Source organism: Amycolatopsis albispora, assembly GCF_003312875.1.
GTDB lineage: Bacteria > Actinomycetota > Actinomycetes > Mycobacteriales > Pseudonocardiaceae > Amycolatopsis > Amycolatopsis albispora.
On the sequence record NZ_CP015163.1, the window covers coordinates 5,382,588 to 5,395,206 of the forward strand.

15 protein-coding genes and 1 tRNA gene are annotated in these 12,619 nt (G+C 71.3%); 7 read left to right on the forward strand and 9 right to left on the reverse strand.

Features of this window, described 5'->3' with window-relative positions; translation table 11 throughout:
* Positions 1–43: 43 nt before the first annotated feature.
* The 6 genes from A4R43_RS25285 to A4R43_RS25310 are packed head-to-tail and all read left to right on the forward strand — an operon-like array spanning position 44 to position 3,611.
* Entirely contained in the window at positions 44–691 is a 648-nt protein-coding gene (locus A4R43_RS25285; RefSeq protein WP_113697867.1) for a glycosyltransferase family 2 protein, read from the forward strand.
* Positions 688–1,341 carry a TIGR04282 family arsenosugar biosynthesis glycosyltransferase gene (locus A4R43_RS25290; RefSeq protein ID WP_113694579.1) on the forward strand — a complete coding sequence of 218 codons (654 nt, stop codon included), beginning with the start codon at positions 688–690 and terminating at the stop codon, positions 1,339–1,341. The genes A4R43_RS25285 and A4R43_RS25290 overlap by 4 nt, the downstream gene beginning before the upstream one ends.
* Positions 1,338–1,940 carry a methyltransferase domain-containing protein gene (locus A4R43_RS25295; protein ID WP_113697868.1) on the forward strand — a complete coding sequence of 201 codons (603 nt, stop codon included), beginning with the start codon at positions 1,338–1,340 and terminating at the stop codon, positions 1,938–1,940. Before A4R43_RS25290 ends, A4R43_RS25295 begins: the two co-directional genes overlap by 4 nt.
* A gap of 32 nt (positions 1,941–1,972) precedes the next feature.
* Positions 1,973–2,140 (forward strand): hypothetical protein, encoded by a 168-nt coding sequence (locus A4R43_RS25300; protein ID WP_162788596.1) that lies wholly within the window; start codon positions 1,973–1,975, stop codon positions 2,138–2,140.
* A complete protein-coding gene (locus A4R43_RS25305; RefSeq protein ID WP_113694581.1) occupies positions 2,137–3,231 on the forward strand; it encodes a molybdopterin-dependent oxidoreductase in 1,095 nt (364 codons plus the stop codon). The genes A4R43_RS25300 and A4R43_RS25305 overlap by 4 nt, the downstream gene beginning before the upstream one ends.
* Complete coding sequence (locus tag A4R43_RS25310) at positions 3,228–3,611, forward strand: hypothetical protein (RefSeq protein ID WP_113694582.1); 384 nt, start codon at positions 3,228–3,230, stop codon at positions 3,609–3,611. Before A4R43_RS25305 ends, A4R43_RS25310 begins: the two co-directional genes overlap by 4 nt.
* A 72-nt stretch (positions 3,612–3,683) precedes the next feature.
* On the opposite strand, the gene A4R43_RS25315 is transcribed toward A4R43_RS25310, so the two are convergent.
* From A4R43_RS25315 to A4R43_RS25345, 7 genes are all read right to left on the reverse strand, one after another.
* The gene (locus A4R43_RS25315) at positions 3,684–4,991 is read right to left on the reverse strand and encodes a S1C family serine protease (RefSeq protein WP_113694583.1); all 1,308 of its coding nucleotides are present in this window, start codon (positions 4,989–4,991) and stop codon (positions 3,684–3,686) included.
* A gap of 66 nt (positions 4,992–5,057) precedes the next feature.
* Positions 5,058–6,143, reverse strand: coding sequence for a galactose-1-phosphate uridylyltransferase (galT, locus tag A4R43_RS25320; RefSeq protein ID WP_113694584.1), 1,086 nt, complete (start codon positions 6,141–6,143; stop codon positions 5,058–5,060).
* Positions 6,140–6,928, reverse strand: coding sequence for a DeoR/GlpR family DNA-binding transcription regulator (locus A4R43_RS25325; RefSeq protein ID WP_113694585.1), 789 nt, complete (start codon positions 6,926–6,928; stop codon positions 6,140–6,142). Before A4R43_RS25325 ends, galT begins: the two co-directional genes overlap by 4 nt.
* Before the next feature lie 80 nt (positions 6,929–7,008).
* Positions 7,009–8,373 (reverse strand): sensor histidine kinase, encoded by a 1,365-nt coding sequence (locus tag A4R43_RS25330; RefSeq protein ID WP_113694586.1) that lies wholly within the window; start codon positions 8,371–8,373, stop codon positions 7,009–7,011.
* 62 nt (positions 8,374–8,435) lie between these two features.
* A complete protein-coding gene (locus A4R43_RS25335) occupies positions 8,436–9,128 on the reverse strand; it encodes a response regulator transcription factor (RefSeq protein ID WP_113694587.1) in 693 nt (230 codons plus the stop codon).
* Between the two features lie 51 nt (positions 9,129–9,179).
* A complete protein-coding gene (locus A4R43_RS25340; RefSeq protein ID WP_113694588.1) occupies positions 9,180–9,800 on the reverse strand; it encodes a trimeric intracellular cation channel family protein in 621 nt (206 codons plus the stop codon).
* A 4-nt stretch (positions 9,801–9,804) separates the two neighbouring features.
* Positions 9,805–10,455 (reverse strand): response regulator, encoded by a 651-nt coding sequence (locus A4R43_RS25345; RefSeq protein WP_113694589.1) that lies wholly within the window; start codon positions 10,453–10,455, stop codon positions 9,805–9,807.
* 223 nt (positions 10,456–10,678) lie between these two features.
* Between A4R43_RS25345 and A4R43_RS25350 the strand changes: the two genes are divergently transcribed.
* Positions 10,679–10,751, forward strand: a tRNA-Arg gene (locus A4R43_RS25350).
* A 193-nt stretch (positions 10,752–10,944) separates the two neighbouring features.
* Here the strand turns inward: A4R43_RS25350 and A4R43_RS25355 are convergent.
* On the reverse strand, positions 10,945–11,850 hold the full coding sequence (locus A4R43_RS25355) for a hypothetical protein (protein ID WP_113694590.1): 906 nt from the start codon (positions 11,848–11,850) through the stop codon (positions 10,945–10,947).
* A complete protein-coding gene (locus A4R43_RS25360) occupies positions 11,847–12,497 on the reverse strand; it encodes a vWA domain-containing protein (protein ID WP_113694591.1) in 651 nt (216 codons plus the stop codon). The genes A4R43_RS25355 and A4R43_RS25360 overlap by 4 nt, the downstream gene beginning before the upstream one ends.
* Positions 12,498–12,619 lie beyond the last annotated feature (122 nt).

The following is a 12,619-nucleotide window of genomic DNA, read 5'->3' on the forward strand; positions in this document are numbered from 1 at the left end:
AGGGTTTTGCGGTGTCCACGGCGGACCTAGCGTGCCCACCGTGATGGTCGACGTGATACTCCCCTGCCTCGACGAAGCGGCCGCGCTGCCCGGGGTGCTCGGCGCACTGCCCGGCGGTTACCGCCCGATCGTGGTCGACAACGGCTCCCGTGACGGCTCGCCGGAGATCGCCGCTGATCTCGGCGCGAAGGTGGTCCACGAACCGCGGCGCGGTTATGGTGCTGCTGTCCACAGAGGACTGAAGGCGGCGAACGCGGAGCTGGTCGCCTTCCTGGATGCCGACGGTTCGCTGGATCCCGGCGAGCTGCCTGTGCTGGTGGCCGCCGTCCAGGGCGGCGCCGACCTGGCCGTCGGACGCCGAATGCCGACGAGCGGCAACGCGTGGCCCTGGCACGCGAGGGCGGGCAACGCGCTGCTTGCGGCCTTGCTGCGCCGTCGCGGGCTCGCGGTCAGCGACATCGCGCCGATGCGCGTGGCTCGGCGAGAGCACCTGCTCTCTTTGGAGATCACTGATCGCGCTTTTGGTTATCCGCTGGAACTGCTGGTGAAGGCCGGGCGCGCGGGCTGGCGGATTGACGAGTTCGAAGTCAGTTATCGCGAACGCACCAAGGGCACGAAGTCGAAGGTCTCCGGCTCGGTGCGCGGCACGCTGCGCGCGGTCCGCGACATGGGGCGGGTGCTCGCCCGATGAACCGGTTCGCCCTGCTCGTGGTCGCGAAAGCACCCGTGCCCGGCTTCGCCAAAACCCGCCTCTGCCCGCCCGCGACCCCCGAACAAGCCGCCGGGATCGCCGCCGCGTCGCTGCTCGACACGCTGGACGCCGTGCTCGCCACGCCCGGCGCGGTCCCGGTGGTCGCCTTCACCGGCGACCTGCACGCGGCCGCGAACCGCGCCGAACTCACCGAAGTGCTCGCGCGCACCACGGTCCTCCCCCAGCGCGGCGACGGTTTCGGCGAACGGCTGGCCAACGCGCACGCCGACACCGCCGCGCACTTCCCCGGTCTGCCCGTGCTGCAGATCGGCATGGACACCCCGCAGGTCACGCCGGACCTCCTGGCCACCACGGCCGCCCGGCTCGACGAGCGGGAAGTCGTGCTCGGCCCGGCCGACGACGGCGGCTGGTGGGCGCTCGGCCTGCGCGATCCGCTGCGGGCGCGGGCCCTCACCGAAGTCCCGATGTCCCGGCCGGACACCGGCGCGCTCACCCGGAAGGCGTTGTCCGGCCTCAGCATCGACATCGCCACCCGGCTGTCCGATGTGGACACCATGGCGGACGCGGTCGCGGTGGCTTCGCGCGCGCACGGCCGCTTCGCCACCGCGGTGCTCGGGTGGGCGGCATGACGGCCTTCGACACCGGCCTGCTCGGCGGGCCGTGCTGGCTGGAATCCGGCACCGGCGAACGCGTCCGGCTGCCCGCGGAACGCTGGAGCGAACGCCCCGGCGCGGGCGACGAGCTGCTGCTCGGGCGCTGCACCGGGCCGACCGTCGATCTCGGCTGCGGGCCGGGCCGCCTCACCGCCGCGCTGACCGCCCGCGGGATCACCGCGCTCGGCGTCGACCATTCCGCCGTGGCCGTCGGCCTGACCAGGGCCCGCGGCGCGGTCGCGCTGCACCGCGACCTCTTCCGGCCCCTGCCCGGCGAAGGCCGCTGGCGGCATGTCCTGCTCGCCGACGGCAACATCGGCATCGGCGGTGACCCGGTGGCGCTGCTCGACCGGGTGCACCGGCTGCTCGGTCACGACGGGACCGTGCTGCTGGAACTCGACCCGCCCGGCCGCGGCCTACGGCGGAGCGACGTCCGGATCGGCACCGGTTCGTGGTTCCCGTGGGCATGGGTGGGCGCCGACGCGCTCGGGGAACTCGCCAGCCGCACCGGTTTCCGCACCGAATGGACCGCGATCAGCGACCACCGCTGGTTCGCCGAACTGAGGCGACGATGAACCACTTCCGCGCCGCCGCACACTCCCCCGCGGTGACCTCACGCACCGGCGGTGGCCCGGTGGCGCTGCTCGACCGCGTCCACCTCCTGCTCGGCAGTGACGGGACCGTGCTGCTGGAACTCGCCAGCCGCACCGGTTTCCGCACCGAATGGACCGCGATCAGCGACCACCGCTGGTTCGCCGAACTGAGGCGACGATGAACCACTTCCGCGCCGCCGCGCACTCCCCGGCGGTGACCTCACGCATCGGCGCCGCGCTGGGCGTCACCTTCCTGCTGTGCTTTCTCACCGGCCTGCTCAGCCACCTCATCCAGCACCCGCCCGGCTGGTTCACCTGGCCGAGCCGCCCGGTGCAGCTGTACCGGATCACGCAGGGCGTGCACGTGATTTCCGGGATCGCGTCGATTCCGCTGCTGCTGGCGAAACTGTGGACGGTCTACCCGAAGCTGTTCGAACGGCCCGCCGTGCGCTCGATTCCGCACGCGCTGGAACGGCTGTCGATCCTCGTGCTGTCCGGCGCGGCGTTCTTCGAGGTGACCACGGGCCTGCTGAACGTGGCGCAGAACTACCCGTGGGACTTCTACTTCCCGTCGCTGCACTACGCGGTCGCGTGGATCGCGATCGGTTCGGTGGTGGTGCACGTGGCGGTCAAGCTCCCGATCATCCGCGGCCCGAAGGAACCGGAGAAACCGGAGAAACCGTCGCCGGGGCTGTCCCGCCGGGGCTTCCTGCGGTCCACCTGGCTGGTCACGGGCGTTGCGGTCGTCGCCACCGCGGGCGCGACGGTTCCCTGGCTGCGCCACGTTTCCGGGCTCTCGTGGCGGACGGACAAGGGCACGCAAGGAGTTCCCGTGAACCGGACCGCGGCGGCGGCGGGCGTGCTCGAAATCCCGCCGGGCTGGCGCCTGGAAATCGCGACCACCGCCGGCACCAGGTCGTTCTCGCTGACCGACCTCGTCGCGCTCCCGCAGACCACCGCGGAACTGCCGATCGCCTGCGTTGAGGGCTGGAGCCAATCCGCGGTGTGGACCGGGGTCGCGTTCCCCGACCTGTTGCGGGCCGCCGGTGCCGAACCTGGCTCGGACGTGCGCGTGCTTTCCCTGGAGCGCAACGGTTTGTACGCCACGAGCGAGCTGCCGGGCACGCACACCGCCGACCCGCTGACGCTGCTCGCGCTCCAGCTCAACGGCGAAGTGCTGGCGCCCGACCACGGTTACCCGTGTCGCGTGATCGCCCCGAACCGGCCAGGTGTGTTGCAGACCAAATGGGTTCGGCGGCTGGAGGTCCGATGAGATATCTGCTGGCTCTCCCGGGCATCGCCGCGCTGGTCTACGGCGTGGCTCTGCTGGTGCCGCTGGCCGACGTTTCGGTCGGGCTCTGGCTGGTCGCGGGCCCGCTGGTGCACGACCTGCTGCTCGCGCCGGTGGTCGCGCTGGCCGGTTACGCCCTCTCCCGATCTGGGCCGCTACTGGTCGGCGGGGCGCTCACCGGGGTGCTGTGCCTGCTGGCGATTCCGCTGCTGTGGCGCGACCACGGCACCCCGCCCAGCCCCGGCCTGCACGACGGCAATCCCTGGCTGGGCCTGGGCCTCACGCTCGCCGCCGTCTGGCTCGGGATCGGCGTTCATGTGCTGACCCGAAAGAACCGCGGGGACCAGGAGGGGGCTTCCTGATCACCCGCGGTTCATCTCGACCGGTTCCCCGCCAGGCCGGGAGTTGGTCTCGGTCGCCAGGCGACCGAGCGTTTAGTTGGTCGGCACCGGCTGGCCGCCGAGGGTCACTTCGAGCACGTTGCCCGAGGCCAGCGTCAGCTTCACCTTCTCGCCGGGTGCCTTCGTGCGGATGGCCGCGACCAGCGCGTCCGAGCTGTCCACCACCCGCTCGTCGATCTTGGTCACCACGTCGCCCGCCTTCAGCCCGGCCTGCTCGGCGGGGCTGCCCTGGGTGATCTCGCGGATCGCCGCGCCGCCCTCCGGCGCGTCGGTCACCGTGGCGCCGATGAAGGTCTGCGTGGCCTGACCGGTTTTGATGATCTCGTCGGCGGTGCGGCGGGCCTGGTCGATCGGGATGGCGAAGCCGATGCCGACGTTGCCACCCTGCGACTGGCCGCTGCTCGGCGGGCTGTAGATGGCCGAGTTGATGCCGATGATCTGGCCGGACATGTTCGCCAGCGGACCACCCGAGTTGCCGGGGTTGATCGCCGCGTCGGTCTGCACCGCGTCCATCACGGTGGCCTGGCTGCCCTGGTCACCGCCCGCCCGCACCGGCCGGTGCAGCGCGCTGACGATGCCCGAGGTGACCGTGCCGGACAGCTCGAACGGCGAGCCGATGGCGACCACGCCCTGGCCCACCTTCAGGTCGTCGGAGCGGCCCAGCTCGACCGGGGTCAGCCCGCTGACGCCCTCGGCCTTCACCACGGCGACGTCGGAGCTGGGGTCGCGGCCGACCACGGTGGCCGGCGCCTTGCGGCCGTCCTGGAACACCACCTGGATCTGCCCGCCACCGTTCGCGGCGTTCTCCACCACGTGGTTGTTGGTCAGGATGTAGCCGTTGCCGTCGATGACGAAACCCGAGCCGCCGTTGGCCTGGCCACCCCGGCCGGCCACCTGCAGCTGGACCACGCTCGGCGAAACCTTCTGCGCCACCGCTTCCACCGAGCCGGCCGGCGCGTTGCCGGTCTGCCTCGCTGGCTGCGGCGCCTCGAGCGAGCTGGCCGTCGGCGTGGCGCCGTCGGAAGCCAGGTACCCGCCGACCGCGCCCGCGCCGCCACCGACGAGCAGCGCCAGCACGGCCACGCCGGCGACGAGCTTGCCCGCGCCCTGGCCGCGCTGCTGGCCCTGCCCGGGGTGCTGCTGCGGGTACACGGCGGTGCCGGCCGGCTGGTACTGCTGGTAGTACTGCTGACCGGGCGTCGCGTACGGGTTGTGCTGGGGCTGCTCCGAGTGCGCACCCTGCGCCGACCACGGATTCGGCGCGGTGTACTCGTTCCCAGCGGAGTTTTCCGGCTTCTCCTGAGCGTCCGGCCCCTGGCCGTGCGGGTCGTTCTCGGTCATGTCTCCACCATGCGCTCCGGTCCTGAGAGGCACCTGAGCCGAAGCTGTGGGTTGGACCAGAACGACTCAGTGCGCGGCGCGCAGCCTCTCCGCTATCTGCTCCGGGGTGGTGTCGTTGACCCAGACCGCCATCCCGGACTCCGAACCCGCAAGGTACTTCAACTTGTCCTTGCTCCGCAGCACGGAGAACAGCTCGAGGTGCAGCCACCAGTCCTCGCGCCCCGCCCCGACCGGGGCCTGGTGCCACCCGGCGACGTACGGCAAGGGCCGGTTGTAAAGCGCGTCACACCGGCCGAGGACTTCCAAGTAGACGGACGCGAAGTCGTCGCGTTCGGCGTCGGTGAGCGCGGGGATGTCCGGTACCTGCCGGTGCGGCACCACCTGCACCTGCACCGGCCAGCGCGCGGCGGGCGGCACGAAGGCGGTCCAGTGCGCACCGCGCGCGACCACGCGCACCCCGGACGCCCGCTCGGCGGCGAGCACGTCACCGAGCACGTGCCTGCCGTGCTCGGCCTGGTAGGCACGCGCGACTTCCAGCATCCGCGCGGTTTTCGGGGTGACGAACGGATAGGCGTAGATCTGCCCGTGCGGGTGGTGCAGGGTGACGCCGATCTCCTCACCCCGGTTCTCGAACGGGAAAACCTGGCGCACACCGTCCAAAGCGGACAGCTCGGCGGTGCGGTCGGCCCACGCCTCGACCACCGTGCGCACCTGGCGGTGGCTCAGCTGCCCGAACGAGCGGTCGTGGTCGCTGGTGAAGCAGACCACCTCGCAGCGGCCGCGGCCCGGCGCCGTCGGCACCATCGGCAGTCCGTCCACTGTGGATTCCGAGCCGGAGACGGCCTGCGCGAAGGACGGGAAGCGGTTCTCGAACACCGCCACCTCGTAGTCGGATTCCGGGATCTCGCTGGGTTTCCCCGGCTTGCTCGGGCACAACGGGCAGAGATCGGCAGGCGGCTTGTAGGTGCGCGTCTGGCGGTGCGCCGCCATCGCCACCCATTCCCCGCTGAGCGGGTCGAGCCGGATCTCCGAGGCCGCCGCGACCGGCGGCAGGTCCCTGGTGTCCACCGCGGTGCGCGGCGGCGCGTGCTCGTCGGCGTCGAAGTAGATGATTTCCCGGCCGTCCGCGAGCTTGTGCGACGTGCGCCTCACTCGTCGTCCCCCGGCACGTTCGCGATGATCAACTCTCCAGCTTTCTCACGGAGGATTTCGATGGCACGTTCGGACAGGCCGTCGTCGCTGACCACGACATCGGCCTCGTCCAGGTCGGCGATGGTGGAGATGCCGACGATCTCCCACTTGGTGTGGTCGGCGAGCACCACCAGCCGGCGGCCCGCCTCGACCAGCGCCCGGTCGGTCTCGCTCTCGGTCAGGTTCGGCGTGGTGAAGCCGGGGCCGTCGGCCATGCCGTGCACCCCGAGGAAGACCACGTCGAGGTGCAGCGAGCGCAGGCTGTTCACCGCGACCGGGCCGACCAGCGCATCCGACGGGGTCCGCACCCCGCCGGTGAGCACCACGGTGCGGTCGGGCTGGCTGGACCCGCGCAGCACGTCGGCCACCTGGATCGAGTTCGTCACGATGGTCAGGCCGGGCACCGAGTCCAGCGCCCTGGCCAGGGTCCAGGTGGTGGTACCCGCCGAGATGCCGATCGCCGTGCCCGGCTTGACCAGCCCGGCGGCGATCTCGGCGATGGCCTCCTTCTGCGCGCGCTGGCGCACGGACTTCGCCTCGAAGCCCGGCTCGTCGGTGCTCTTGCCGACCACCGAGGTGGCGCCGCCGTACACCTTCTCGACCAGCCCTCGGCTGGCGAGCACGTCGAGGTCGCGGCGCACCGTCATGTCGGATACGCCCAGCCTGCCGACGAGGTCGCTGACCCGGACCGCACCGGTCCGCCGCGCCTCTTCGAGGATCACCGCCTGTCGCTGCCGCGCCAGCACTTTGTCGACTCCATCCCGAACCCCATCAACTACACAAAATCCTACACGATCAAACACCGATGGCGATCGCCAGGATTTTGTCAGCCGGGGACCCCGGGGAGCCGGATGGTCAGCAGCGCACCACCGCCGGGCGCCTGGCCCGCGTACACCGTGCCGCCGTGCCGTTCGGCGGCCTGCTTGACGATGGCCAGGCCCAGGCCGGAGCCGGGCAGGGTGCGTGCCTCCGACGAACGGTAGAACCGATCGAACACCTTCGGCAGGTCCTCCTCGGCGATGCCCGGGCCGGAGTCGGCAACCTCGACCACCGCCGTGCCGTCACCGAGCGGGTACAGCCGCAGCCGCACGTGCCCGTCCGGCGGCGAGAACTTCACCGCGTTGTCCAGCAGGTTCATCACCGCCCGCTCGAGCGCGCTGGAGTCGCCGCTGAGCACCCACGGCCGCAGGTCCACGTCGAACTCGATGTCGCCGGCGCGGCGCCGGGCGCGGTCCAGCGCGCGCTCGACCACCTCGACCAGCTCCACGCGCTCGAACTGGGCACGCGGCTCGTCGGCCCTGGCCAGCTCGACCAGGTCACCGATCAGCTGGGTCAGCTCGTCGAGCTGGGCGCCGATGTCGGCTTCGATGTCCGCCCGGTCGGAGTCGGCGAGCTTGGGCGCGCCCGCCCGGTTCGCCGCGAGCAGCAGTTCGAGGTTCGTGCGCAACGAGGTCAGCGGGGTGCGCAGCTCGTGGCCGGCGTCGGCGACCAGCTGCCGTTGCCGTTCCTGCGACTCGGCGACCGTGCCGAGCATGGTGTTGAAGCTGTGCGTCAGCCTGGCCAGCTCGTCGTCGCCGCTGACCGGGATGGGCGTGAGGTCACCCGTTTTCGCCACCCGTTCGGTGGCCTGGGTGAGCCGTTCGACCGGCCGGAGCCCACCGCGGGCCACCACGGTGCCCGCCAGCGCGGCGACGATGATGCCCGCGCCGCCGATCAGCAGGAGCACCACGGACAGCTCGTTGAGCGTGCGCTTGGTGCCTTCCAGCGGCTGGGCGATGATCAACGCGAGCGGGGTGCCGCCGGCGACCTCGTACGGCACCGCGAGCACGCGCGAATCGGTCCGGCCGTCGGTGCGGATCGACTGGCCGGTGGTCCTGGCTGCGACCTGGCGTTCCTGCACCCCGATCGGGGGACGCTCGGTGATCTGGTCACGCAGCGCGCTCTCGCCGTTGGCGTAGATGACGTCGAACTGCACGTCGGCGAGCTTGAAGATGTAGCTGGGGATCTCGGCGCCACCGGTGCGCACCACGTCGCGGTCGTTGAGCACGGTGCTGGCGCGTGCGCTCAGGCTCTCGTCGATCTGGCTGTACAGGTTGTCACGCACGGTGAAGTAGGCGCCGAACGACGCCAGCGCCACCGCGCCCGCCACGCAGACCGCGGCGAGCATGGTGACGCGGAAGCCCAGCGACATGCGGCGACGGCCCGAGCCGGGGGTGGGGTCCTCCCCGACCACGACCGTTTGCACGCCTGCGCTCACGGCGGGGTCTCGCGAAGCACGTAGCCGACCCCGCGCACGGTGTGGATGAGCCGGGGCTCGCCGCCAGCCTCGGTCTTGCGCCGCAGGTAGCCGACGTAGACCTCGAGCGCGTTGCCCGAGGTCGGGAAGTCGTAGCCCCAGACCTCCTCGAGGATGCGGCCGCGGGTGAGCACGTGCTTCGGGTAGGAGAGGAACAGCTCCATCAGCGCGAACTCGGTCCGGGTCAGGCTGATCTCGCGGTCGCCGCGGCGGACCTCGCGGGTGCCCGGGTCCAGGGTGAGGTCGGCGAAGGACAGCGTCTCGGCCTGCTGGCCGGGCTGCGCGTCGGGGCTGGCGCGGCGGAGCAGGGCACGCAGGCGCGCGAGCAGCTCCTCCAGCGCGAACGGTTTCGGCAGGTAGTCGTCGGCGCCGGCGTCCAGCCCGGACACCCGGTCGGAGACGGTGTCGCGGGCGGTGAGCACGAGGATCGGCAGGTCGTCGCCGGTACTGCGGAGCCGTCTGGCCACCTCGAGGCCGTCGAGGCGGGGCATCATCACGTCGAGCACCATCGCGTCGGGCCGGTTGGCGATGATCGACTCGAGGGCCATCGCGCCGTCGCTGGCCAGTTCGACCTGGTAGCCGTTGAACTCCAGGGAGCGGCGAAGCGACTCGCGGACCGCCCGGTCGTCGTCGACAACGAGAATGCGCATGGGCACAGTCTTACCCGCTGGTCTGAGACAGTCCTAAGAGCACGCGCAGAATCAGGTGAATGAACTCGGCGGGGTGCCCTTCGCGACCGGGGCGTTCCAGCGGCGCCACAGCGCCAGCACCCGGATCGTGACGGTGGTTACCGCGGCGACCGTGGTGACCAGCCCCGGCGGGAGCCGCAGCAGGTGGCCGACACCGACCAGCACGCAGCCCGCCAGCGCGGCCACCGCGTAGATCTCCTTGCGCAGCACCAGCGGGATCTCGCGGAGCAGGAGGTCACGCACGGCACCACCACCGATACCGGTGGTCATGCCAATGAGGCAGGCGGTGTAGACCGGTGCCCCGGCGTGCAGCGCGGTCGAGGTGCCCGCGGTGGCGAACACGCCGAGCCCGAGCGCGTCGGCCAGCAGCACCGCCCGCCGCAGCCGCGCGACCTGCGGGTGGAACAGGAAGACCAGCAGCGCGGTCGCGGCGGAAACGGCCAGGTAGGGCCAGGTGCGCAGGGTGGTCGGCGGGGTGATGCCGAGCAGCACGTCGCGGATGATGCCGCCGCCGAGCGCGGTGGTCAGGCCCACCACGACGACGCCGAAGAGATCGAGCCTGGCCTGCACCGCTGCCAGTGCGCCGGAGCCGGCGAACGCGACCAGCCCGATCATCTCCAGCGCGATGAGCATGGGTTCAGTCGATCAGGCCGCCGCGGTAGGCGAGCAGCGCCGCCTGCACCCGGTTGGCCGCGCCGATCTTGGACAGCACGGCGCTGACGTAACCCTTGACGGTGGCTTCGGACAGGTGCAGCCTGCCGCCGATTTCGGCGTTCGAAAGGCCCTGCCCGATCAGGCCGACGACCTCGCGTTCCCGTTCGGACAGCGAGGCCAGCAGCTTGCGCGCGGGTTGCGCGGCGCGCTGCTCGTCGCGGTGGGCGTTCACCATCCGCGCGGCGACGCCGGGGTCGAGTACGGCGCCGCCGCGCGCGAGGTCGCGGATGGCCCTGAGCAGGGCGGCGGGGTCGATGTCCTTGAGCAGGAAGCCGTTGGCGCCGAGCCGCAGGGCGAGGCTGACGTACTCGTCGATGTCGAAGGTGGTCAGCATGGCGACGGTGGGTGGTTCGGGGAAGGCCTGGATGGCCCTGAGCGCGCGGATGCCGTCGTCGGCGGCGCGCATCTTGATGTCGAGGAGGACCACGTCCGGGTGAAAGCGGCGCGCGGTCTCGACGGCTGATCTGCCGTCGCTGGCCTCGCCGACGATCTCGATGTCCGGTGCCCCGGACAGCATCGCGCGCAGGCCCGAGCGGACCAGTTCCTCGTCGTCGGCAAACATCACCTTGATCAACGGACGCCTCCGGCTGCCGGGGGACGCGGGGTCCCCGCTTCCCATCGCCGAAGGTTACCTAGGGGTAGCGTCGGTTTCGAAGCGAGCCACACCCGCCCGGCGACCACCGGCAATACGGTGACGGCGAGCGGGCGGTTCTATGACGCGTCGTGATCAATCCCTGATCTTTCCCCTGGCCTGCGGTCGCGCTCCCGGGCCGGGTAGGCTGAGGGCGCACGTCCCCGCCCTCGTAGCTCAGGGGATAGAGCACCGCTCTCCTAAAGCGGGTGTCGCAGGTTCGAATCCTGCCGGGGGCACTCCATCGCTGGTCAGCGCAGAACCCCGCCACCCCGGATTCGAACTCGGCGGATCGTTGGTCCAAAGACCGTCCAAATAGGCTCAGACGACCCACTAGGCGCGCACTCCACCGGCAAATCGCCTGGTGTTGAGTGCGTCGCCGAACAAGGACGAGCGCAATTGTGTGCCCGAGCCGCAAGTGGGTCCCACGGCTCAGCTGGCGGTGGGCATTCCTTCGTTGCTCCCGTGGGCCGGATCCCAGCGGGCGCCGTAGCGCAGGCCGGGGAGTAGGCGCCGGAAGCGTAGGTGGACATCCCCGGCGCGGTCCACTGGTTGCGGGCTGCCGCGCTCCGGACCGGTGTGCTGTCGCACGTCGCGCAGGGTCCAGACGTGGGGTGGCCGCTGGTCCCGGCCGAAGCGCACGCGCAGGTCGAACAGATCACACGGCTCCTGCACCACATACGAACCCAGCGCCTCCCGGCGCGGCAGCCGGAACCGCACCGCGAAATCGTGCGTGCTGCCCGCGGGCAGCGGCTCCGGCAGGGCGAGCGCCAGCCGGTTCGGCAGCAGCGTCCCGCCGTAGAGCACATCGACCTCGTGCCCCACCGCCAGCGGGGACGCCAGCTCGACCTCGTGCAGCCCGTCCTGGTCGACCAGGATCCGGTGGTGCTCCAGGACTTCCGGGTACGCGCTGTCCAGCGTCACCACCACGTGCAGCTCCACCGTGCGCCAAGCGCCCGCCGGTGCGCTCGGAATGGTGGCGACCAGTTCCGCCAGCTGATCGATGGCGTCATCCACGCGACGGCGGACCGTGCGCGCGTCGCGGTCGATTCTGGTCGCCGCCCAGCGGATCCGGTCCTGGTAGAGCGGCAACCGCACCTCGGGGGTGAGGCCGAACGCGGCCACGGTCGACACCCGCAGGTCGTCCGGCAGCTGCTCAGCCAGGTCCGACAGGCGGCACACCAGCTTCTCCCGGATGGTCACCGGCCCGTCGTCACCGGTGATACCGCACATCAGGCGCAGGTTCGGCCCGATCCGGTCACCGATCCGGCCGGCGTGCACCCCCCGCCCCTTCCGCAGCGACCTCAGTTCGCGGACCAGCTCCCCGTGCGTGTTCATCGACTCGCCTCCCCTGCCTTCTCCGGTACGCCGGGAAGCGTGCGGGAGGCGAGTGGACCAGAAGTGGACATGTCGTGGATCGCCCCCTGCGACGCCCGGACCACCGACGCGGTCAGCGCGGCACCCACGCGCACCCCGTCCCGGCCGAGGAACAGCCGCGACGTGCCGATCCGCCCGAGCGTGACCGCGTCGGCCGCGCCGACACCGAAGGCGACCACCTCCGGGTGCGTGCCCCGCGCCGGGTCGGTCAGGTCCGCGAACGCCGACGGCCAGCCCGGGTCGGCAGGCCGCCCGTCCGAGATGAAGAAGACCAGCGGACGGCACAACCGCAGCCCGCGCGCCAGCAACTCGCGCGCGTCGCCGTCGATGGTGTCACGCAGGAACGCGAAGACCGCCCCGAAATCGCTGCCACCATCCAGCACCGGCCCGGCCACCCCGGTCAGCTCGATCGCCGGGCACAACGGCCGCAGCACCCGCGGCTCGTCCGCGAAGCCGATCACGCAAACGCGAACCCTGGCGGCGACGGCCCGGTCCGCGTGCGCCGTGCCGCGGAACTCCCGCAAACCGGCGTCCACCGCCGCCAGGTGGTCGGTCATCGAGCGGGAAAAGTCGCAGACCACGTAACACGGCAGCACGTCGAAACCCATGTGTCCTCCTCGCAAAACCCCGGTACCACCGCGAAACTGCCGCACCCGTGTCGACCAGAAGTCGAAAGAACGCGGATCCGGCGACACACGGATGGCCGCTTGCGCGACGTAATGACAGACAT

Bases quoted from the DNA above. Each gene is read 5' to 3' on its own strand.
- A4R43_RS25285 (WP_113697867.1), top strand. From the start codon at position 44: ATGGTCGACGTGATACTCCCCTGCCTCGACGAAGCGGCCGCGCTGCCC.
- A4R43_RS25290 (WP_113694579.1), top strand. From the start codon at position 688: ATGAACCGGTTCGCCCTGCTCGTGGTCGCGAAAGCACCCGTGCCCGGC.
- A4R43_RS25295 (WP_113697868.1), top strand. From the start codon at position 1,338: ATGACGGCCTTCGACACCGGCCTGCTCGGCGGGCCGTGCTGGCTGGAA.
- A4R43_RS25305 (WP_113694581.1), top strand. From the start codon at position 2,137: ATGAACCACTTCCGCGCCGCCGCGCACTCCCCGGCGGTGACCTCACGC.
- A4R43_RS25310 (WP_113694582.1), top strand. From the start codon at position 3,228: ATGAGATATCTGCTGGCTCTCCCGGGCATCGCCGCGCTGGTCTACGGC.
- A4R43_RS25315 (WP_113694583.1), bottom strand. From the start codon at position 4,991: ATGACCGAGAACGACCCGCACGGCCAGGGGCCGGACGCTCAGGAGAAG.
- A4R43_RS25330 (WP_113694586.1), bottom strand. From the start codon at position 8,373: ATGTCGCTGGGCTTCCGCGTCACCATGCTCGCCGCGGTCTGCGTGGCG.
- A4R43_RS25335 (WP_113694587.1), bottom strand. From the start codon at position 9,128: ATGCGCATTCTCGTTGTCGACGACGACCGGGCGGTCCGCGAGTCGCTT.
- A4R43_RS25340 (WP_113694588.1), bottom strand. From the start codon at position 9,800: ATGCTCATCGCGCTGGAGATGATCGGGCTGGTCGCGTTCGCCGGCTCC.
- A4R43_RS25355 (WP_113694590.1), bottom strand. From the start codon at position 11,850: ATGAACACGCACGGGGAGCTGGTCCGCGAACTGAGGTCGCTGCGGAAG.
- A4R43_RS25360 (WP_113694591.1), bottom strand. From the start codon at position 12,497: ATGGGTTTCGACGTGCTGCCGTGTTACGTGGTCTGCGACTTTTCCCGC.